Below are 21,929 nucleotides of genomic sequence, written 5' to 3'. Positions count from 1 at the left end.
CCCCCCCCCCCCCCCCCCCCCCCCCCCCCCCCCCCCCCCCCCCCCCCCGGCGGGCCCCCCCCCCCCCCCCCGGCGATTTTGAGTGAACAGCATTACCTCAAGTGACGGGCCTTTTGTTTGGGTGACGTCTGGTATACCGGGATGGCACACGTTTTGTATTGTTTTTTAAGCAGATACGGCACCCCGTACTGTAACAATGACGACGTAAGTTAGCCGCTCACGGCCCAGGGAGTACGTGTAGAGATGAACGCCGCCAGTGAGTCGGTTTTGCCCCCATCGGCAATGAATCCTCAATCGCTCAAAATCTTGACGCAGTGGTTGAAGCACCATGGATGCAAACGGGTCAGGACGACCGACCCGCGACGTCTGCTTGACGGGCGTTACCCTCAAGGCCTGCTCAGCGATGCTGAACTCGATGCCTTGCAAGCCATGTGGCGCTGATCCCCGGCGCTGAATGGTCTCTTCGAACGCCACCGCCCCTGCGGTGGCGTTTTCATTGGTGCAGGCGAGTTGTCCGAGCCTGGACTGTACGAGGGGACAAATTACCTGGCACTGTCGTTTGCGCGTAAGAAAATGCACCGACCATCGGGAATTTTTTGGTTATATCAACCTGCATTTCACGACTTTTTGACATTTGTAATCGCACGCGGCTAGGATTTCGCCAACGCCTGCTGGCCACCCTTGGCCAAGCTGCTGTTCCAGGCCCGCTGCGCATGCCCCAGCGGGCTTTTCAGTTCGGATCCGCATTAACGTCGAACCTACGAAAGGGGCGTTGGTTCCTGGCGTCATTTGCAGCGCGTTTTTGATTACGAAATAAGGAAAACAAATGTTGAAAACCAGGATCAGCCTGGTCGCCCTGGCGATGATCGCCGCGACCCAGGCACAGGCCAACGATCAGGCCGAGAGCAAGGGCTTCATCGAAGACAGCCACGCCAACCTGTTGCTGCGCAACGCCTACATCCATCGCGACAAGAAACACACCTCGCGCAACCCGAACTCCAAGGACCAGGCCGAGTGGGGCCAGGCCTTCATCGGCAAGTTCGAGTCCGGCTTCACCCAAGGCACCGTCGGCGTGGGCGTCGATGCCTTCGGCCTGTACGCCCTGCGCCTGGACGGCGGCAAGGGCCGTAACGGCGCTGCCGGCATCGACTTCTTCAAGCCGAGCGACACCGAGCCGGCCAACTCGCCGCACAACCTGGCCCGTGGTGGCGCTGCCATCAAGTTCCGTGTGTCCAACACCGTGCTGAAGTACGGCGACATGATGCCTGAGCTGCCTGTGCTGCAATACGACGACAGCCGTCTGCTGCCAGAGAGCTACACCGGTACCTTCATCACCTCCAAGGAGATCGAAGGCCTGGAACTGAACGCCGGTCATTTCACCCAGCAAGCGCGCAAGAGCGCCGAGGGCCGTGACAGCGGCCACCTGAAGAAGATCGACGTGTTCGGCGGCAGCTACAAGTTCAACGAGAACTTCACCGCCTCGCTGTACACCTCCGATGTCGAAGACGTGCTGAAGAAGCACTACCTGGGCTTGAACTACGTCCACCCGATTTCGGCTGACCAGTCCCTGACCCTGGACTTCAACGGCTACAAGTCGAAGATCGACAGCAAGTACGTCGACCGTGCTTCGCTGACTGGCGACGAAAACACCATCTGGAGCCTGGCGGCCACCTACGCCTTCGGCGCTCACTCGGTGACCATCGCCCACCAGCGCAGCACCGGCAGCACCGGCTATCAGTACGGCTGGTACCAGGACCGCGACGGTGTGGGTGACGGTGGTTCGACCATCTACCTGGCCAACTCCTACTGGTCCGACTTCAACGCCGAGGACGAGCGCTCCTGGCAGATCGCCTACGGTCTGGACTTCGGCGCCTACGGCGTACCGGGCCTGACCTACAAGATCGCCTATGTGCGTGGTGACAACATCAACACCCACGGCTTCGGCGAAGGTAAAGAGCGCGAGATCTTCAACCAGCTGCAATACGTGGTTCAGGAAGGCGCTGCCAAGGATCTGTCGGTCAAGCTGCGTGGCTCCTGGCTGCGCACTTCGGAAAGCGTTCGCCTGAACGGCTACAACGACGACGGCAACGAAATCCGCGTCTTCGTCGAGTACCCGATCAGCTTCTTCTGATCGAACCGGCGTCACCAGACAGCCCCGGCCTATGCCGGGGCTGTTTCTTTTCGGCGTACCACTGCCACGCGCTGCGCCATCTCTGCGGTTTCCGGTGCGAAGCTGTCGCTGCGCGCCATCCGCCACATCCGTGCATAGAAATCGCTTTCGATCGAGCCGCTGAGCAACTCGCCTGGCTTGAGGAACTGGTGCAGGTCGGAGAACAGGCGAATCTCGCTGCTGTTGATGCGCCGCGCCAGATGCTTGGGCTTGAGCTCCGAAGGGTGCTCCAGGCCCGCGGCCGCGAGCATCTCGGCCAGGGCATGCAAGGTGTTGCGATGGAAGCTCGCGACCCGCTCGGCCTTGTCTGGTACCACCAGCGCGCGCTGGCGCAGTGGGTCCTGGGTGGCCACGCCGGTCGGGCACTTGTTGGTGTGGCAGCTCTGCGACTGGATGCAACCGATGGCGAACATGAAGCCGCGCGCCGAGTTGACCCAGTCGGCACCGATGGCCAGCACGCTGGCGATATCGAAGGCACTGACCAGCTTGCCCGCCGCGCCGATGCGAATGTGCTCGCGCAGGTTCAGGCCGACCAGGGTGTTGTGCACGAACATCAGGCCTTCGCGCATCGGCACGCCCATGTTGTCGCTGAACTCGCGAGGCGCGGCGCCGGTGCCACCTTCCTTGCCGTCGACGACGATGAAGTCCGGAAGGATGCCGGTGGCCAGCATGGCCTTGGCGATGCCCATGAACTCCCAGGGATGGCCCAGGCAGAACTTGAAACCCACCGGCTTGCCAGCAGACAGCTCGCGTAGCCTGGCGACGAACTGCAGCAGCTCGACGGGGGTGCGGAAGGCGCTGTGCGCGGCTGGCGAGATGCAATCCTCGCCTACGCGCACGCCGCGGGTGGAGGCGATTTCCGCGCTGACCTTGTGCGCCGGCAGGATGCCACCGTGGCCAGGTTTGGCGCCCTGGCTGAGCTTGATCTCGATCATCTTCACCTGCGCCGCTTGGGCCTGCTCGGCGAAGCGCTGTGGATCGAAGCGCCCATCCTCGTCACGGCAGCCGAAGTAACCGCTGCCGATCTCCCAGATCAGGTCGCCGCCATGTTCGCGGTGGTAGGGGCTGATGCTGCCCTCGCCAGTGTCATGGGCGAAGCGCCCCAGGCGTGCGCCCTGGTTCAGCGCGGCGATGGCATTGGCGCTCAGGGCGCCGAAGCTCATCGCCGAGATGTTGAAGATCGACGCCGAGTAGGGCTGGCGGCACTGCGGCCCGCCGATGCTGATGCGGAACGAGGCGGGGTCGGGCGTCAGTGCCGGCAGCATCGAGTGGCTGATGAATTCGAAGCCGGGCTTGTAGGCATCGTTGAGCGTGCCGAAGGCCTTCTCGGCGCTTTCGTTCTTGGCCCGGGCGTACACCAGCGAGCGTTGCGAGCGGGAGAATGGCAGCTTGTCGTCATCGCCTTCGATCAGATACTGGCGGATTTCCGGGCGAATGGTCTCGATCAGGTAGCGGATGTTGCCGAGGATCGGGTAGTTGCGGCGTACCGCATGGTGGCTCTGGCGCAGGTCGTTCAGGCCGACCAGGCTGAGCAGCGCGGTGACCAGGGTGAATGGCCAGAGCCAGGGGTGTGTTGGCAGCAGGGGCAGGCTGGCGAGGGTAAGGATCAGGCAGGTGGCCAGGCAGGCATAGCGGCTGGGTAGGGAATGCTTCATAGGTCCATCACGGTCTGTATGACCGGGCCTAGGATAGGCAAAGGCAACGAGCGGAAAACCAGGGCAAACGGTAAAAGACTGTTACCTGATGATGGGGGTGTGTGGCCGCAGCGGCCCTAGCAAGGCAGCAACACGCTGACCCGCAATCCACCCCCTTCGCGGTTGAGCAGTATCAGCTCGCCCCCGTGGCTTGTGATGATGCGCTGGGCGATGCTCAGGCCCAAGCCATAGCCCCCCGATGCCTGGTTGCGCGAACCCTCGCCGCGCACGAACGGGTCGGTGATGGTTGCCAGCAGGGCAGGCGCGATGCCGGGGCCGCGGTCATCGATATGGATCAGCACCGCCGTGGTGGTTTTTTCCAGCGTGACCGAGACCTCCCTGGCATAGCGGATGGCATTGACCAGCAGGTTCTGCAAGCAGCGTTGCAATAGCAGCGCATCGACCCGCAGGCTGCCGACCTCGCCCTGGATCGGCAACGGCTCCTCGACGCTCGACAGGTCAGCGCACAGCCTCGCGACCAGGCGATCGAGGTTGACCTGTTGCAGGTTCTGTTGCTCGCCGGCGCGCAGGTAGTCCAGCACCTGGCCGATCATGTCGTCCATCTGCGTGATGTTCTGCCGCAGCCGCTCGCGCTGGTCGTCGTCCTGCAGCCGCTCCAGGCGCAGGCGCATGCGGGTGAGCGGCGTGCGCAGGTCGTGGGACACCGCTGCGAGGAAATAGGCCTTGTCGTTGACCATGGCGATCAGCCGTTGCTGCATGGCATTGAAGGCCATCGCTGCCTGGCGGACTTCCTGCGGGCCATCCAGGGCCAGCGGCGGCTGCTCGAGGTTGCTGCCCAGGCCACGGGCGGCATCGGCCAGGCGCCGCAGCGGGCGCAGGCACAGGCGAACCGCCACCAGGCACACCAGCAGCACGGCGACGATGCGCAGTGCATACACCCGCAACAGGTAATCGCTGATCAGCACCCAGGCCGACTCGCCACTCCAGCCTTGCAGCTCCTGGCCGTCGATGGTCAGCCAATGGCCGTCGGCCAGCGGCACGGCGAACTCGATGTGCGCCTGGGCGGTGCGCAGGCCGAACAGGCTGCGCCAGACGATCGGTTGGCCGAGTTCGTCGGTCAACTGCACGTTCAGCAGGCGCACGGCCTGTTCGTGGCCCAGTTCGTACTTCAATGCCTGGTGCAGTAGCAATTCGACCCGCCGTCGCCCACGGCGCTCGTCGTACTCGATTGGCGGTCGGGTTTCGGCGCAGCGCAGGCGGTAGTGCGCGGGCACCTGCAGGGCGCCGGCGTGGCAGTCCGCCTGGGCGATCAGCGCCGCGCTGCGGGCGGCGACCAGCCGCACCGGCGCCTCCAGCACCTGGGCGAAGCGTACGTCGAACCAGATGCTGCTCGACATCAACTGGATCACCAGCGTGCCGCTGACCATGATCAACAGCAACTGGCCGAACAGCGTGCGTGGCCACAGGCGGCGGAGCAGGCGCATCTCAGGCGTGCGCCTCGGCCTGGCCGAGGGTCAGCAGGTAGCCTTCGTTGCGGATGGTGAGGATTTGCGCGCGGGCCGCCGGGGTGCGCCGCAAGTGCTGGCGCAGGCGGCTGATGCACATGTCCACCGAGCGATCATCGGGGTGGTGGTCGCGGCCGAACGCGCTGCGGGTCAGCAGGTCGCGGGAAACCACCCGTTCGTTGGCTTCGAGCAGCTCCTGCAGCACGCGGAAGTCCGAGCGGGGCAGGGTATGCACCGTGGCGTCCGGGCAGCTGAGCAGGCGCTTGACCGGGTCGAGGCGGAAACCGGCGAACGCCATGGCTTGTACCACGGGCTCGGGCGCGGCTGTCTCCAGACGTTGCGGGCGGCGCAGCACGGCCTTGATCCGGGCGATCAGCTCGCGCGGCTCGAAGGGCTTGGCCAGGTAGTCGTCGGCCCCTACCTCCAGGCCGATGATGCGGTCGAGGGTGCTGCCCTTGGCCGACAACATGATGACCGCCAACCCCGGTATCGCCTGCAAATGGCGGCACAGGCTCAAGCCATCCTCGCCGGGCAGCATCAGGTCGAGCACTACCAGGTCGACCTTGTGCTGCGCCAGTTGCTCGCGCATGCCATCGCCATCGGCCGCCGCCACTACGTTATAGCCGGCATCGTTGAGGTAATCGCAAAGAAGTTCGCGGATCTCGTCGTCATCGTCGACAACCAGCAGGGTCGTGCTCATCGGGGGAAACACCTGTTCGGGGAGGGCCGGCGGCGCTCGTTACGTTCAATTACATGCCCGTACAAACCGGTCATGGAGCCCAAGGGGCTTATCCCTAGAATCGTAACAAAAAATCATCTGCGAATACGAAGCCTTCCCAAATGAAACCTCAGAGCACCCTTCACCACACTCACCTTCACACCCGCGCTGGCAGCCACCTCAGCCCGCTTGCCCTGTGCATCGCACTGGCCATGAGCGGTGGCGTCATGGCTGCGGACAGCCAGCCCCTGGAGCTGGATGCCACGCAGATCGACGACAGCGCCCTGCTGCCGGCCGACGACGCTGGCCAGCTCGGCTACACGGTGGAAAACAGCCGCAGCTCCACCGGCCTCAAGCTGACCCCACGGCAGACCCCGCAGTCGGTCACCACCATCACCCGCCAGCAGATGGACGACCGCGGTGTGCGCTCCATCGAGCAGGCACTGGACACCACGCCAGGGGTGAGCAGCAGCAAGTCCGAAGTCGGCGGGCGCACCGACTTCCGCGCCCGCGGCTATTCGATCAGCAACTGGAAAGTCGATGGCTTGCAGTTCCAGGGCGGTTCCGACTTCAGCGGCGGCGGCAACGCATTGAACATGGACCTGTACGAGCGCATCGACATTGTCCGTGGTGCCAACGGCCTGCTCGGTGGCACCGGTGATCCGTCGGCTACCGTCAACCTGATCCGCAAGGCCCCGACCAAGACCTTTGGCGGCAGCGCCTATGCCACCTACGGGAGTTGGGACAAGCGCCGCCTGGGCGCCGACCTCAACCTGCCGCTGTCCGAGGATGGCCGACTGCGCTCGCGCTTCGTGATGACCCAACAGGACGCCAACTCGTTCCGCGACAACCAGTCCGAGCGTTCGCGCGCGGCCCTGGCCAACTTCGAATTCGACCTCGACGACGCCACCACCCTGGGCGCCGGCTACCAGTACGAATACAACAAGGTGGTTGGCGGCGGCTGGGGCGCCAACATCCCGATCTGGTACCGCGACGGCAGCAAGACCGACCTGCCACGTAGCACCAACCTGGTGCCGAGCTGGAGCTTCGGCGAGTACACCACGCGCACCGCATTCGGCTCGCTGGAGCATCGTTTCGACAACGACTGGACCCTGGACCTCAAGGCTGCCCAGAGCACCTCGGAGGTGCTCAACCACCGTGGCCTGGCCAAGGTCAACTCGGCTGGCCGCGGCAGCTACGGCGGCTATTGGGATCAGGATGGCAGCGGCGCGGTGCTCAATGGCCTGCACAGCTCCACCGACACCACCCAGCAGTCCGCGCAGATCGACCTGTCCGGCCCGTTCCAGCTGTTCGGCCGTACGCACCAGGCGATGGTCGGCTACAACGACAGCCGCACCGTGGCCTGGTCGCCGCAATATACGTGCACCATGGTTGGTGACGACCGCGTCAGCGCGCCGTCGGTGGGTTGCCAGTTCCGCGCCAACAATGGCTTCCCGCTGACCGACTGGCGCAATGGCGTGGACAGCGACTACGACATCCTCGCCTCGCGCACCGGGCTGCACAGCAAGACCACCACGCGCCTGCAAGGCATGTACGCCGCCACCCGCCTGAGCATCACCGACCCGTTCTCGGTGATCGTCGGCATGCGCACCACCGATTACTCGGCCACCACTCGCAGCGTCGCTGGCGTGCGCAGCAACCAGCAGAACAACGGCATCGTCACGCCTTATTTCGGCGCGGTGTATGACCTCAACGACACCTACTCGCTATACGCCAGCTATACCGACATCTTCAACCCGCAAACCGCCGAGACCGCCAGCGGCACCAAGGTCGAGCCGATCCGTGGCCAGAGCTACGAGACCGGGATCAAGGGCGCGTGGCTGGACGGGCGCCTGAACGCATCGGCGGCGTACTTCCGCACCAAGCAAGAGAACAAGGCGGTGCTCGACGATGGCCTGACCACCCCGACTGGTGGCGATGCCTACAAGGCCGGTACCGGCCAGGAAACCGACGGGATCGACCTGGAGATCGCCGGCGCGCTGACGCCGAACTGGAACGTCTATGCCGGTTACACCTACCTGCACTTCCGCCGCGTGGACAGCGACGGGCGCAGCGACCCGTCGCACCTGTTCAAGGCCTCGACCACCTATCGCCTGTCCGGCCCGCTGGACCGCCTGACCCTCGGCGCCGGCGTGAAGGCGCAGAGCAACATCCGCGCAATCTCCAGCCCGGCCGGGCAGCCGGTGAACGGAGTGAGTGCCGGGGCGACCGACGTCAACTGGTCGGGCTACGCGATCTGGAACGCCATGGCCAAGTACCAGGTGACCGACGACACGGCAGTGACCCTCAATGTCGACAACCTGTTCGACAAGCACTACTACACCCAGTACGGGTTCTACGCGGGGGCGATCTATGGTGATCCGCGGAACATGTCGCTGACGGTGAGTACGGCGTTCTAGTGCCTGCAATGCCCCATCGCCGTACCGGTAGGAGCCGGCTTACCGGCGATGGGGCCATCGAAACCAACCTGCAGTTAAGATCTTTCATTGCGCCTGAGACAGTTGCTCTACTTGCGAAGGCGCATCCAACAGACTCTCGAAGCTGTCCCAATCCTCCCCAAACAACTCCACCGGATGCATGGTCCGCTCCGCCCCGTTGCCGCAGGCCAGCGCCTTGGCCGGGCAATACAGGTCGCAGCCCCAACAGATACGCTCGGGATGGCTTGGGTTGTGCGGGAATTTCTTCGCCATGGGACGCCTCCAGCAGTTGCCGTGTGCTTTCAGGCTATGCCTGCCACGGCGGCCGGCCTTGATCGAAATCAACCTTTGCTGAAGCTGTAGCGAGAGGTTTGAGGTCAGGTGGGCGCAGCAATACGTCCGTCTTGTCATACAGCAGACGGGGCCACTTCGTCGTGCGGCCCTTCGCAGCAGAAGGCCGCTCCAATGTCTGCGTGAGCTCTGTAACCAGGGGGTTGCGCGATTGGTGTAGGAGCGGCCTTGTGCCGCGAAGGGCTGCGCGGCAGCCCCGGCATTCTCAATGCGAATAGCATTAGGCCATAGGGTGCCATTTAGCATGTGAGCGGCAGGTGGGGAGAGATTGGAGCCATCCCTGGCCGAGCCAAGGATGGAGCCAGCTAAACCGATAGCGCGGCGACTAGAACGTCCCCCTCAACGTCAACATGTAGTTACGCGGGTCACCATAGAAGTTGCCATTCGCGGCGCTGGAGACAGTCTGGTAATACACCTTGTCGAACAGGTTGTTGGCATTGAGCGACACGGTCCAGTGATCGTCCACGCGGTACCTCAACAGGGCATTCCAGACCGCATAGCCGCTTTGCTTGTAGTCGAACGGGATGTTTTCCCCCACCACCTTGCCATCGCCATTCACCTGCACGGTAGTGCCGCTGACATAGGTCGCGCTTTGCATGTCGACCCCACCGCCGACGGTCCAGTCCGAAAGGTCTCCTGGCAGCTGGTAGGTCGTCCATACCTTGAACTGATGCTTGGGCGTGATGGTGCTCAACGCCGTGCTATCGGTCTCGTTCTTGTTGTAGTTGTAGACATAGCTGGCCATCAGGTTCCAGTCCTTGCGGATTTCGCCGGATGCTTCCAGCTCGATCCCCTTGCTGATGACCTCGCCCTGGTTCAAGTAGCAGCAACTGCCGCCATACAGCACCGACTCGCTCGGGAAGTTGTCATCCTTGACCGCGCCGTCCTTGCGCTTGGTGTAGAACACGGCAAGGCTGGTGTTCAGGCGGCCATCGAACAGCTCGCCCTTGATACCCACTTCGGAAGTCTTGCCCACCAGCGGTTCCAGCACCTGGTTACTGCCCACCGGTCCGCTGAGGTAGCTTTGCTGGGGTTTGAAGATCTTCGAGTAGCTGCCATACAACGACCACTGCTCATCCAGGTCGTAGATCGCGCCGAAGTAGGGCACGAAGCGCGTGGGTTCGCGCATGTCGATGTCGCTCTGCACCACGCCGGCGTTGGTGTAGACCTGCTCGAAGTGGTAACGCGCCGCCCGACCACCGAGGATGACCTTGAGCGGGTCGCTCACCTGCAGCGTCAAGCGACCGTACAGGCCGTACTGCTCCTGGGTGTTGGGGCTGTAGTCACGCGGGGTTACCAGCGAGATCGTGGTGGGTTTCCAGTACCCCGGGTTCCACACGTTGATGGGCACACCGGTCCCGGTGAACGCGCCGGACCCTTGCCAGCGGCTGGTGACGCGCTGGTAGTCGGCACCGAGCACGAACTGGTGCTCGCGGCCAAAGGCGTCGAAGCTGCCCGACAGGTTGCTGTCGATCAGGTCCTGGCTGGTGGAGTAGACGTTGTAGCTGGCGCGCCACACCGGGCCGGCCATCGTCACCGGGTTGACGGCGTTGCCGGAGACCGCGGCCAGCGCCTCGCCAGCATCGCGGGTATTGGTATACGAGACGTTGAGCTTCCAGTCGTTGTCGAAGTAGTGGTCGAGCTTGGTGAAGATCTCCTGCGAGATGTTGTCCATGTATGACCAGTTCTGCCCCAGGTTGGTGTGGCGCGGCAGCCCGATGTCGCCACCGGTGCTGTAGCGCGGCAGGCCCAGCGACGAGTTGGAATGGGTGCTTTCGTACATGCCGCCCAGGGTGAAGATGGTCTGGGGGCCCAGGTCGACTTCGAACACCCCGTAGACCGTGGGCTTCTGCGTGGCCAGCTTGTCCGTGAAGTACTGGCGGTCGGTATAGGCCGTCACCAGGCGGCCACGGACGTTGCCGCTTTCGGTCAACGGGCCGGTCAGGTCGATCTGCGAGCGGTAGTTGTCCCAGGAGCCGGCGGCGGCCTCGAACTTCAGCTGGAAGTCCGACAGCGGGCGCTTGCGCACCAGGTTGATGACGCCACCGGGGTCGCCCACACCGCCGAACAATGCCCCCGCGCCGCGCAACACTTCCACGTGGTCGAACTCGACCAGGTTGTACAGGCGACGCGAGTAGAAACTGGTGGCTACCGACGACAACGCCATCGGTGCGGCGCCGTCGATCTGGATGCTGTCGATGTTGAAGCCGCGCGAATAGAACTCGTAGGTGTCGCTGGTAGTTTTCTGCACCGTGACCCCGGGGGCCATTTTCAGCGCATCCTGCAGGCTGGTGACGCTACGGTCCTCGATCAACTGGCTGGACAGCACCGACACCGACTGCGGCGTGTCGCGCAGGCTGGTCGGGGTCTTTGAGCCCACGCTCACCGCCCCTGTGGTGTACGACCCGGTGTTCTCGGTCATCTCGCCCATACCCTGGCCACTGACCTGCGTGGTGCCCAGCTCCAGCGCCGTCCCCCCGGTGCTGGCCATCGGGTCCAGTAGCCAGTTGCCGTTGGCCGCCTGGACGGCACCGAGGCCGGACCCCTGCAGAAGCAGATCCAGGCCTTGCTGGACCGAGTAGGTGCCGTTGAGGGCGGCTGCATGCTTGCCACGTACCAGCGCCGGGTCGAACGGGAGGTTGATGGCGGCAGCTTGGGCAAACGCGTTGAGCGACTGCTCCAACGTTCCAGCAGGCAGATCGTAACGACGTACTTCGCTCTGTTCGGCTGAAGCTGCGCAGACCGGCAACGCCATGCATGCAGCGCTGGCAAGCAATACGCCACGCAGCGCTACGGCAAGGCGGGTCCTGGGTACGGGGCGAGGTGAAAACGCGGATGACATGTGGCTCGAGCTCCATTCGTTTGGCAGGTTCTTTTCCCTGTTAGCCGAAGTGCTCGGAAAAACCCGCAGCATGGAACTCACTTTTCTTGCAGAGAATGGTCAAGCCGCAACGACGCGACGCCAGAACCGAGTGATGCGCTCGACTCTCACGGGCATCGAGTCCGCGAGCGCATCCAGTACCCGGTCGATGTCCTTGAGCTGGAAGACACCGGAGACTTTCAGCCCGGCCACTTCGGGCGCACAAGCCAGCCAGCCTCGCTGATAGCGGGCAAGTTCGGCGACCAGCGCCTGCATCGGCATGCTGCGGGCCACGAGCTGGCCGCGTGTCCAAGCGCTGGCATCCATCTCACCGAGGGGCAGTTTGTGGCAGCTTTGGGGGCCGATCGAGTACTGCTCGCCTGCGGCAACCAACTGCTGTTGGGTGGGCAGGTGAATGGCCACCTTGCTGTGTTCGACCATGAGCTGCGTCGTGGAGTCGTCCTGGCGTACAGCGAATGCAGTACCCAGGGCCTCCAGTCGTGCCTGGGCCGTGTGTACCCAAAAACTGCGCCGCCCTGCGGGGGAGTCAGGATCAGGGCCTGTGTCGATGAAAATCTCGCCCTGCAGCAGCTTGATCAGCCGCTGGCTATCGCTGAACAGCACGTCGACCGCACTGTTGGTATTGAGCTGCAGCCGTGTGCCGTCGGCCAGCATCACCGTTCGCCGCTCGCCCACGCGGGTGCTGTAGTCCGCACCCCAGCGCCGAACCTGGTTCTGGCCCTGCCAGCCCATCGCGCCGATGACCAGCCCGGTACCCAGCACCTGAAGCAGTTGCCGACGACCCAACTGCCGATGCTGCATGCGATCCAGCGTATCGCGGCCGACGCCACCGTGCCCCCCCGACAAGGTAGCGAGGGTGCTGAACGTCGATTCATTGCGCTGCAGCGCCTGCCAGGCCGTTTCATGCAACGGATGAAGCTGGCGCCACTTGAGGCAACCCTGCATCGCCTGCTCATCGGCGTAACCCGATTGCAGGCGGACCATCCACAGGATCGCCTGATCGAGCACTTCTTCCGGCACGTCAGGGCGAGCTGCAGTGTTCATGAGGTGGCGAAATAGCAGTGACGGATGGCCTTTGCCATGTAGCTTTCCACCGACCTCAGGCTGACGCCCAACTCGACAGCGATCGCTTTGTAACCCAGCCCGTCCAACCGGGACATCAGGAACGCCTTGCGCACCTTGGGCGGCAAACCGTCGAGCAAGGCATCCACCTTGGCCAGCGTTTCCAGCAGGATCATCTGCGCTTCTGGCGACGGCACCAGAGGCTCGGGCAGATGGGCAATCGCATCCAGGTAGGCCCTTTCCACCCGGTCGCGGCGGGCACGGTCTATCACCAGGGCGCGGGCGATGGTGCTGAGCCACGCCCGCGGCTGCTGCACTTCCTTCAGGCGCTCAGGCTTGCCGAGCACGTTGACGAAGGTGTCCTGGGCCAGGTCCGCGGCATTGTCACCCTGGCGCAGGCGCTTGCGCAGCCAGTCGACAAGCCAGGCGTGGTGCTCGCTGTAGAGGGCCTGGATGTCTGCCTGCGTGGACGGTGACGTGGGTGGAGAGAACACTAAGGGCCCTGGAATCGGATAGGAATGCGGATGAGAATTCATCGCATCTTATACGGGGCGAATCGAGGCTGACAAGCGGGTGGGAGCATTGTAAAGGGAGTGAACGGCTGGCCGCCGGATAGCGAGGTAGGCGAATGCGAAGGGCATCCGCCATCTGTTTCGGACGATGCCTGTCCGAGTGTTCGCAACGGCTGGATCAGAGCCTATCGGGCAAACAGCTCCAGATCGTCTTCGTCTGGCATTTCATCCGAAACCAGCACCCGTATAGCCGAGCTGTCCTGGTCTTCCATGCGCAAGCCAAAGTAGCGGGTGTCGTTGGCATCCCAGAATGCTTCCACCTGCGCCATGGAGGCGTTTTCGAGCAGAACCTCGGCATTGTGTTCAAGGATGATCGAGTACCGTGTTTCGGTATGCATTGCAGGGGCTCGCAGTGGCGGAATGAGGGGAGGGGAGAAAAAGCGATGCCATTATGCCGGCGTGGTGGGATGCGATTCTGACCGCTCATCGCGTTGGCGGGGGTTTTCGGGTGAACGGTACGCTGTGGTTCAGCAGTGCTCGACGATGTACCGGACACAGTAGTTTAGGAGAGGACTACGCGGCCCTGGGCTAAGTCAGGGGAAAGCCGAAAAATGGAACTGTCCCGTTTTACGCTTTTACGATCAAAGCGTTTTTGGGTGGAGATGTGTCTTCCCGAGCAGGGAATGGGGCTATTCGATATTGTTGGGGCCGCTGCGCAGCCCATCGCAGGCAAGTCAGCTCCTACACTGATCGTGCCGGCTTTCTAGGCATTTGTTCACGCACGAATCGACGCTGAAAACAAAAAAAGCCCACCTTTCGGTGAGCCTTTTGAGTACTGCGTATGGTGCGGCACCAGGAATCGAAAAATAGCATAAGTATATGATTTAAATATATTAATTTCCTGCAGTTTAAGGTTTGTATCTCTAAAGCTATCCTTTTTATAGTCATGAGAGCTCGCAGTTGATTGAGGTTCGTGTTAGATATTTCGTAGATTGTATAAGTATTGCGGCCGGCCAAAAGCAGCCACTCCACTAACCAAAATAGCTCTTTGTGCTCAATCGGAGGGAAGGCGCTGGTTGCCAATGCATTATATAATTTTTAATTATCAATGAGGAGGCAACGCAGCGCCACTTTATTGTTTTCTGAGCTTGAGGGATACGATAAATCTATGGCCCCGTATCATCTGCTCCCTATGTTTATAACTTTGGAAAGATCTCTCCTAAAGTTAGAGTCTGGCTCATGTGCAGCTGCTACGTCGATAGAGGACACTAGCAGAGCTGGGGTTACTGGGTTCGTACCGTAGATGCTATAATCATAATGATGAAAATGACGAGTTGTTGCCGCCTCGTTAGGGTTTACTATGATGAGAGCAATCGTTGAATTGTCTCCATTCGTTTGACGATGGATGCCATGAACGTACTTCATTGTTAGCTCTGGAAGGTAGTTCAAGAATGCCCTTCCATTATCGGTGTATTTAGCGTCGATGATGATGTATTTGCTGGAGTGTTTGCCGTTATCTAGCTTTATAACTATATCAGGGCATCGATTTGCCCATGGCCCAAATGAGCCACGTCGAGAAATTTTTGTTTCTCCTTGACCATATTTTGTAGTCCAACCTTCGGTATTAACTAAATCCTGACTAGCTGCTGAGGAGTGTCCGGTCATCCAGATTTCCGGCTCATACATCAACCGTATGCTAACTTCCGAACCTTCATAATCAAAAACATCTGAGTCTAACCCTTCTTCTATGAGGACAAAATTTCCCTCATGAGATGAAAGGTGGTGTTTTACTATACAGAAAAGATAATATTCAAATAAGCGCGGAATGCTTTGAATTGAAAATAGCTCATCCTGAAAACTCCAGTCTGGCGCACCGTACCGTCTCCACGCGATAGATCTTGAAAAGATCTGTCTATACAAAAGATTAAATTTTGCTTTTTGTGTGAAACGTGGTGTATCTAGGCATGGAGCAGTTACGGGTATGCTTCTTTTGAGCCTGAGATATAGAGCTGATAGTTCAGCCATAAGGCGGTTGCATCGGGCTACCTTGTTTTTGCTTATTGTATGGGAGAAACGGCTGATTTGCGTAAATAGAGAAACATAACCGGAAAAGCCAAATGTTGTCCCACTTTCTCGTACGGGCACTGCCATCAGTCTTGTTCGGATAGTTGATAACGCATTGATCAGTACATGTACAAAACCGTGCAAGACCTGGTTTTCATATATGTCAGTTGAATTGGTGGACTTGGCTTCTAAAACTTTGCTAGTCGAAAAATACTCACCTTGATACTTTAGTACCGCATCATCCACAGAGTAGGACTTATACAAGCTATCTGGGTTTTCCGAGATCCATCTCAATGATGACTCATCTATGAGTGTTTCATCATTTGGAACGACTAAATGGGTCGACTGCTGTAGTTTAGACAAGGGGGCAGTCATGACCGATGGGAGTACGCTTTTGAGAAATCCTAGATTGTTTTCAATTCTTTCAAGTAGGAAAGTTTCAGTTTTACCGCCCGGCTTATGACCTGCCTTTATACGTGTTACTCTCACAGCGCTCGCAAGGTCTCTTCCATCGTCGCGGGCCAAAAATGCAAGCATCTTCTCTACCCGCTCGGCGTTGATTTTTTTTGCGAATATTTCTACTGGATGGAACTCTACAAAGATCGTATAGCTTATTTCCTTCGTAATATCGGCAGTTTCACGAGCTACCAATTGAAGTTCGGCTAGCCCATAGTAGTTGTGAAAAAAACACTCTTTCCGACCATGGGTTTCTTTAGGGAGCCATTCATAAACCCACTCCCCATTGTTTTCATAACGCGTCGTGAATGGTGTTTCAATTTCATGAAGCACCAAATTAAGATTCTCGTACAACTCATCGAGCACGGCAATAAAATGCAATGCTTCGTCTTCCCTTAACGCTATCGCGCTTGGCTGAGTGCTCGTCAATTCGTGAAGGTCAAGAACCTCTCCCTTGCGGTCACCCGAGATTATCTTAATTCTCAACATTCGGAGTGTCCTACTCAAAAGTAAGAGTACGAATCAGAAAACTCGTCACCAGTTTCAATAATAGTTTGAACTATTTTTCTGGAAATGATGTAGTCAAACTCAGTTAGCTTTGCTTCTAACTTGTTCATGCGCTCGCGCATACCTAAACCGTGACCTTTGATCGATGGCAAAACGTGCTGTGCAATGGCGTAGTCCAGCGGCTCCGCTTTGTAGCCTAGCTGATTGGCCATATAGCAATATCTCGTGATTGCGTTGATCTTGCGTTTGCTTACGTGAACTTGAGAGCCTTTAACATTGTTTGTGGTAAGTAGGTCTAGGATTTGACCGAGCCTTATCGTCTCACGAGAATTAAGCTCTTCTTCCTCTCGGGATGGAATAAAGGCATCTTTAAGCTCTGAGTAAGGTACCGCTCCGCCCAACAGGTCTGTTTGTAGTTGGCTAACAACAGAATCACCTCCGTGCCCGAGGAGAATTATTGGCGCCCGGTTAATCAACCTCTCTGACAAGGCCTCTACAGTTGCGTCATTATTGACTGTTGCTATGAACCGCAGGCTACTCGGGATTTCTAAGAACCTATCTTCGGTGCCTGGCATCCCTAAATCGATTTTTTGTCCTGTCTCAAACGTATCGCACATTGTGAGGAAATCGGACCAATAGTGCTCAACACTGGAAAGATTTGCCTCGTCTAGCAAAACGAGCTTTAGATGTTGATTAATCGGTTGCTCGTTTTTGGCGTCATGAAATGCCTTCAAGAACTGGAATAGGCCACTTCGCGAAGGTTGGTAACTATTTTTTAAAGAGTTATAGAACCCAAGCAAGTCTCGGCTGGAGACCCAACCTCGGCCTACTGGGATACTCAAAAAATTATCAGTTTCGATTGAAGTTTTCTGAGAGGATACAAGACCTAAAGCGGTAGCGAAACGGTGCGCACTTGACGTTTTTCCAGTACCAGGGGGGCCTGAGAAAATTGTTATAAACGATTGCAAGGTGCAAAGAGTCAAGTTAGCCATTTCATCGTATGTGAATGGACGTCCCTCGATTGAGTCTAGCGTGTTTTTTAAATTAGTTATGTAGCTCTTTCGCGTCTCGCCAGCAACATTCAATTTATATGCAGGGATGCTTATGGGCTTAATGTTACTTTCAACTGTGTCTGGTGAGATGCCGTTAAGCAGCATGTGCAGAGTTTTAAATTCAAGAAGTTTGTCGCCGATCTGTGGGCTTCTGATTAAGTTTTGTTGCTGACTTACTTGGTTTTTTAGTTTGTAGTAATCTTCATTTAGGTAATCATTTTTGTTCTTTAGCGATTTCTGCTCTTCCAGCATTTGTGCAAGAGTTTTCGCGACACCAACTTCTTCTTTAAGCTGCGTCAGTGTTTTTTCGTTGCTTTCTATCTCAGCCATAAGGCTGTTATTTCTATCACGTAACTCTGACTGTTCTTGAGCGCGTGATAATGCCTTTCTTTTCTCGAATTCTACTTCGAAATTAGATAAGTCTTGTTTTCTGCTTTCTAATCGTCCCGCGACCTCTGCAATATCTCGTTCGAGCTTATCGCGGCGAACCGAAAACTCGGTTTCAATTGCGTCCATTTTTTCTTTGAGAATAAAATCGCGATTATTCTCAACATATTGCTCTAAAAAGGTCCTTCCGTCTTTAGTATTGTGCAGATAATTTTGTACAACATCGGCGCCTACACCGTTCGACTTTAGATATTCGTCTAGGACGCTTTCTAACCTTTTCGTCCGGTCGTCATTTCCAAGCTGTTTATTTTTCTTCTTATACTGATCTATAATTCCTGTCAGCTTTTGCGCTTCGGACTTAGTAAGCGTCGAGATGCCTTTGCCATAATCCATTTTGCTATAGAAGCGTATTAGGGCAGAATCTGAAATATAGTCTTGACTATCAAAATCTATACTTTCTTTAGCTTTTTTCAGTGACGTAAGGTAAATTCGTTCGTGACCGCCCATTGAGCTTCGTATTATCAATCTATTAGATTCTAGATCGCTTAGCTCAAACTGTGCTACGTGATAGTTGCTCAGGCCTAAAGGAGTTAGGCTCATGAGTGGCGTTAGTAGCCAACCATCTTCTTCTGCCTGAGCAGTGAAAGGTCCCGACACTATAGAATTAAAAAGGATAAAGAAGGACCTGTTACCAATGTCGGCTAATGGCGCTTGTTCAACACGGCCAGAAGCGACATCTGGCATGTTCATAGTAACTATTGGAATATACGTGTTCGCGTCTAATGGTGCGGCATAATAGCCCATCGAAAAATAACGCGATCTACTTGGGCTGTCTGCTACTTCCGCATCAAAACTTTCGTTCACTGTGGTTAATAAGAATAGCTCATAATCCCCATAGCCTTCATCAATTTTAGAATATTCTTTGGATATGAAAATTCTATTATTATTTGGATATTCTCCAGGCGAAACTAACCTAACGCTACCATCGTCCTCTTCAACAGCAATTGGAACAACGCTTCCCACATCACTGTTGTAGTTTTTTGAAGATTTATATACCAGTGTTCTTGGCATTTAGAGTATTCCTATCCGTGCGGTGTGGTGATTGTCTTTAATTTTCCCAGAGGCAGATATGCAGTCTGTGCATTGGCACGTTCAACACAACCTAACGTCCCAAAGCGACGATGCTGAAACTAGCCGTGGACCTCAATGAAATTTATGTGCGGCGCAGGAGGTCCAGCCATGTATGCTCGCCATATAGCAAAACCCACGTTGTGCGACAGTGCGCATTTGCAAAATACTTCAGGTAGCTTCGGGAATCTCATAGGTAGAACTCGACCTATAACGGCGTTATTTGGCCATTTCTGACCATCTTCATGGCTGACAATAGATTATTGGTGAAGCTCCTGCTTCTTTTGTTGCATGAACAAAAGATGAAAGAATCCAAAACATTTGAGTTATATTTCCAGGCACTGGCGCTCCTTTATGTAATTTATCGAACTCCCTTTCAATTAGTGCCTTTGATAGGAATGAGCAACAAATTATGCAGCGCTTATTGAAGCGATAGTCCTGTCTAAGTTCAGTTAGGTAGCTTTTGAAATCACCTGGAATTTTCTTTCTTGTCCGCGGCATTGTACCATCGCGGTAGTTAGTTAAAATCTTCTCGTCGTACTTTCGATTAAATGCACGCAAGTCAAGATCCATGTTGCCGATATTTTTTATCGCTTGGCCCACAACATCATGCAGATTGCTAGCAGACCTACTCACGTCTCCGTGTTTGGAATGGATAAAGCTTACTGAGCAATCTTTCTTGTTAAAGACGATATGGTCTGCCCATTCATCACCTAGGTCATCACAAAAAACGTAATCATTATTCCTGAAATTTTTTTCGATAATTCCAAAAACGGAATTCGCGTCAAATTTTTTCCTGGTGGGTTTGTAGTCACCCTTTTCAGAAGTTGCTAGCGCCAGATCATCAAGCACCACAAAGGACTTGAGCAGGCTCGGTATCTCATTCAAGCCTGCCCCATCCTTGAAACACTGACCCATAAAATACATATACTGTGGATTGGCGAAGCTAACTGTAGTCAAGTTGTTCTTGTTGATGAATGTCTGTAGGGTAAGTTCCTTCCCGTTCTCCTCAAGCTTAATTTTTCGTAGGGCCGGTGAACTCAGAGATATTGAGCTTTTGTTTTTCTTTATACTGGCCGCCCTACTCGTGCCAATTAATTCAAATCCCGGCCCTGGGCTTATTTCGTATACTTTCTCAAGCTGGTTAATTAATGCAATAATATGCTTTCCTGTCAGCTTGAAAGCGCGACCTTTTTTTGTCGCATAAATCAGCGGAACGTTCTTTTCTAACAAGTTATCAACGATGAAGGACGACTCAACTAGTACTGCAGTAGGCTGTGTCGTACCCCATACGATATCTAAATCAACCATCTGTGCGAATGCTTCTAGGAATTCTTTTTCCCCAGAAGGGTTTTTAATCTGCTCAATTTGCAAACGAACCCAATTCACGACGTCGTTTAGGGATTTTCGCTCGGAGGACTCGACTACTCGTCCACTTTGTGCCGAGATGGTTTTAATTTGTCCATTGAGCTTAAGTTTGAAGAAATACGGAATTGACCTTCCCGCAGCATGTAAGGAAAGCAGACCTTTCAGATCTGCTGCCTCGTAAGCCTTACTGCGCATTGCGCGTTCGGAAACAGTCATATTTCGCATTGCAATTTTCTGGAACTCAGCTTCTTCATCACTGAATGAAGCCGTTAGCTCTGAACTTTTGATGGGTGTGAGGTGTGTTTCCAGAACCTCTGTAACGCTTGCGCAGGACTTCTTTAGCACGGCCACATAGCCGTCGATCTGGACGACCAAAATAAGCGCATGGACCAAATCTGATAGAGGCTCGCCCCAGAAATGGACAGGTCTCGCTGTCGGGAACACTCTCAGACTGAACCGAAACTGACTGCCGTCCTCAAGTTCACGTATTGTGTCCATCTGGTCGATCAGAAACACTGAACCAGGTGTTTTGTTATCAGAAGCCGCATCTAAGATATTACGAATGGCTTCTTTTGTCAGAGCCACATCTTCACGATAAAACTGAGCATTCTGGGTCAGGGTTAACCGCTCGGGCATGTGAGACTCCATCCATGGCATTTTTACGAAAGTAGCATAGTGCCACAATTGCTGCTAGGGCGATTCACAGACGCTGAGCGATTCAACGGCATCGCTGATCTGTAGGCGACTTAGCACCTATTTGAATCGCCCTCGATTCGTAAATTGCTTCGAGCCGCAATCACCGCTTTCTAATCTGCTATAGCCTATCCCGCTTCTGACCGATTGTTGCCCGCCACGAGGTGGAACTCTTCAGGTGGACCTATGTGGTAGGCAGCCTCTGCTTAAAGGCTGAAACCCAGGACGCCGTGACACAGTGCATCAACGATATGCATCACCTGCTCTCGGTCTTGACCCTGCGGCACCGATTGCCGAATGCCGCTGCGCTATTTACCCAGCGCCGTACTCGGACCTGGGACCTTCACATACTGATCACCGCGAAGCGCAGCCATAGTCCGGTTCTCACTGGAAATACGATTCCGCGCAGTACTAACCGCAAGCTCACCACGCTCAAGCTGACCTCGAACATACGTCGCGTAATCAGACAAAACCTGCCGATCAATCCGCCGAGCATCATTGATGACAAACCCTGTTCGGAGTGGACCATTTGACGAATGCCAGCCACCGATCAGAGTGCGCTTTGACAGTGCCGTAATGGCCGGCGCCGAACATGTCTTTCAGCGCCTGCGGTCCCGCTTAGCTCAATTGCCTGCCGTAGCCGAAATTGCCACCATCGCGTCTACCCACCAATGCCATATCGGTCACCTCATCCTCTGATCTCCGATCCTCACCCCACGTCATCCCGCCAAGAATGTTGAGTGTTATCAGGGATCAAGGCCCCTGCGACCTGTGGGGAATGTCCTCTACGCGGGACTGGCGGCTCCTTACAACCGGGAGCAAGGGCATCTCATGATCTGGCCTCCTGAGCACCGTTACCGGTGGGCGAGTGGAGGCAGTGCTGGCTGACGAGGCCAGCGCCTGAAGATCCTGAGCCGGGTGAACGCAGCGGTGCGATGACCGGGGCATGCCTGACTGTCAGTCAGGTGCAGTCCATTCCTTG

At 56.7% G+C, this 21,929-nt stretch carries 13 protein-coding genes and 1 pseudogene; 2 read left to right on the top strand and 12 right to left on the bottom strand.

What is annotated here, in order from left to right; all coding sequences use genetic code 11:
* The first annotated feature begins 826 nt into the window (after positions 1 to 826).
* Positions 827 to 2,131, top strand: a complete 1,305-nt coding sequence (locus IAE37_RS27695; protein WP_201178642.1) for an OprD family porin — start codon at positions 827 to 829, stop codon at positions 2,129 to 2,131.
* A gap of 29 nt (positions 2,132 to 2,160) precedes the next feature.
* Here IAE37_RS27695 and IAE37_RS27690 read toward each other — a convergent pair whose 3' ends face one another.
* The 3 genes from IAE37_RS27690 to IAE37_RS27680 form a co-directional block, all read right to left on the bottom strand.
* A complete protein-coding gene (locus IAE37_RS27690; protein ID WP_201178641.1) occupies positions 2,161 to 3,825 on the bottom strand; it encodes an FMN-binding glutamate synthase family protein in 1,665 nt (554 codons plus the stop codon).
* 116 nt (positions 3,826 to 3,941) lie between these two features.
* Positions 3,942 to 5,309 carry an ATP-binding protein gene (locus IAE37_RS27685; protein ID WP_201178640.1) on the bottom strand — a complete coding sequence of 456 codons (1,368 nt, stop codon included), beginning with the start codon at positions 5,307 to 5,309 and terminating at the stop codon, positions 3,942 to 3,944.
* Between the two features lies 1 nt (position 5,310).
* Complete coding sequence (locus IAE37_RS27680; RefSeq protein WP_201178639.1) at positions 5,311 to 6,030, bottom strand: response regulator; 720 nt, start codon at positions 6,028 to 6,030, stop codon at positions 5,311 to 5,313.
* Between the two features lie 140 nt (positions 6,031 to 6,170).
* Between IAE37_RS27680 and IAE37_RS27675 the strand changes: the two genes are divergently transcribed.
* The gene (locus IAE37_RS27675) at positions 6,171 to 8,468 is read left to right on the top strand and encodes a TonB-dependent siderophore receptor (protein ID WP_201178638.1); all 2,298 of its coding nucleotides are present in this window, start codon (positions 6,171 to 6,173) and stop codon (positions 8,466 to 8,468) included.
* 84 nt (positions 8,469 to 8,552) lie between these two features.
* Here the strand turns inward: IAE37_RS27675 and IAE37_RS27670 are convergent, their stop codons facing one another.
* From IAE37_RS27670 to IAE37_RS28940, 9 genes and pseudogenes are all read right to left on the bottom strand, one after another.
* Positions 8,553 to 8,759: a DUF3079 domain-containing protein gene (locus IAE37_RS27670; protein ID WP_201178637.1), complete on the bottom strand. Its 207-nt coding sequence runs from the start codon at positions 8,757 to 8,759 to the stop codon at positions 8,553 to 8,555.
* Positions 8,760 to 9,162: 403 nt separating this feature from the next.
* Complete coding sequence (locus tag IAE37_RS27665; RefSeq protein WP_236410211.1) at positions 9,163 to 11,679, bottom strand: TonB-dependent siderophore receptor; 2,517 nt, start codon at positions 11,677 to 11,679, stop codon at positions 9,163 to 9,165.
* Positions 11,680 to 11,778: 99 nt separating this feature from the next.
* On the bottom strand, positions 11,779 to 12,738 hold the full coding sequence (locus tag IAE37_RS27660; protein ID WP_328822783.1) for a FecR family protein: 960 nt from the start codon (positions 12,736 to 12,738) through the stop codon (positions 11,779 to 11,781).
* A 20-nt stretch (positions 12,739 to 12,758) separates the two neighbouring features.
* On the bottom strand, positions 12,759 to 13,274 hold the full coding sequence (locus tag IAE37_RS27655) for a sigma-70 family RNA polymerase sigma factor (protein ID WP_328822782.1): 516 nt from the start codon (positions 13,272 to 13,274) through the stop codon (positions 12,759 to 12,761).
* 203 nt (positions 13,275 to 13,477) lie between these two features.
* The gene (locus tag IAE37_RS27650; protein WP_201178634.1) at positions 13,478 to 13,690 is read right to left on the bottom strand and encodes a hypothetical protein; all 213 of its coding nucleotides are present in this window, start codon (positions 13,688 to 13,690) and stop codon (positions 13,478 to 13,480) included.
* A gap of 781 nt (positions 13,691 to 14,471) precedes the next feature.
* Positions 14,472 to 16,301 (bottom strand): hypothetical protein, encoded by a 1,830-nt coding sequence (locus IAE37_RS27645; RefSeq protein WP_201178633.1) that lies wholly within the window; start codon positions 16,299 to 16,301, stop codon positions 14,472 to 14,474.
* Between the two features lie 14 nt (positions 16,302 to 16,315).
* Positions 16,316 to 18,829 (bottom strand): ATP-binding protein, encoded by a 2,514-nt coding sequence (locus tag IAE37_RS27640; protein WP_201178632.1) that lies wholly within the window; start codon positions 18,827 to 18,829, stop codon positions 16,316 to 16,318.
* 300 nt (positions 18,830 to 19,129) lie between these two features.
* Positions 19,130 to 20,890, bottom strand: coding sequence for a hypothetical protein (locus IAE37_RS27635; protein ID WP_236410210.1), 1,761 nt, complete (start codon positions 20,888 to 20,890; stop codon positions 19,130 to 19,132).
* Between the two features lie 290 nt (positions 20,891 to 21,180).
* Positions 21,181 to 21,625, bottom strand: a pseudogene (locus IAE37_RS28940) (integrase domain-containing protein); the annotation flags it as partial.
* Between the last annotated feature and the right edge of the window lie 304 nt (positions 21,626 to 21,929).

The sequence above is a fragment of the Pseudomonas sp. S31 genome, from assembly GCF_016648105.1.
Classification (GTDB): domain Bacteria; phylum Pseudomonadota; class Gammaproteobacteria; order Pseudomonadales; family Pseudomonadaceae; genus Aquipseudomonas.
The sequence above is the reverse complement of the archived record's forward strand: the minus strand, read 5'-3'. Positions and strand labels throughout refer to the sequence as shown.

Excerpts from the sequence above, each read along its gene's own strand:
- IAE37_RS27695 (WP_201178642.1), top strand. The coding sequence starts at position 827 with ATGTTGAAAACCAGGATCAGCCTGGTCGCCCTGGCGATGATCGCCGCG.
- IAE37_RS27690 (WP_201178641.1), bottom strand. The coding sequence starts at position 3,825 with ATGAAGCATTCCCTACCCAGCCGCTATGCCTGCCTGGCCACCTGCCTG.
- IAE37_RS27685 (WP_201178640.1), bottom strand. The coding sequence starts at position 5,309 with ATGCGCCTGCTCCGCCGCCTGTGGCCACGCACGCTGTTCGGCCAGTTG.
- IAE37_RS27680 (WP_201178639.1), bottom strand. The coding sequence starts at position 6,030 with ATGAGCACGACCCTGCTGGTTGTCGACGATGACGACGAGATCCGCGAA.
- IAE37_RS27675 (WP_201178638.1), top strand. The coding sequence starts at position 6,171 with ATGAAACCTCAGAGCACCCTTCACCACACTCACCTTCACACCCGCGCT.
- IAE37_RS27670 (WP_201178637.1), bottom strand. The coding sequence starts at position 8,759 with ATGGCGAAGAAATTCCCGCACAACCCAAGCCATCCCGAGCGTATCTGT.
- IAE37_RS27665 (WP_236410211.1), bottom strand. The coding sequence starts at position 11,679 with ATGTCATCCGCGTTTTCACCTCGCCCCGTACCCAGGACCCGCCTTGCC.
- IAE37_RS27650 (WP_201178634.1), bottom strand. The coding sequence starts at position 13,690 with ATGCATACCGAAACACGGTACTCGATCATCCTTGAACACAATGCCGAG.
- IAE37_RS27645 (WP_201178633.1), bottom strand. The coding sequence starts at position 16,301 with ATGTTGAGAATTAAGATAATCTCGGGTGACCGCAAGGGAGAGGTTCTT.
- IAE37_RS27640 (WP_201178632.1), bottom strand. The coding sequence starts at position 18,829 with ATGCCAAGAACACTGGTATATAAATCTTCAAAAAACTACAACAGTGAT.
- IAE37_RS27635 (WP_236410210.1), bottom strand. The coding sequence starts at position 20,890 with ATGCCCGAGCGGTTAACCCTGACCCAGAATGCTCAGTTTTATCGTGAA.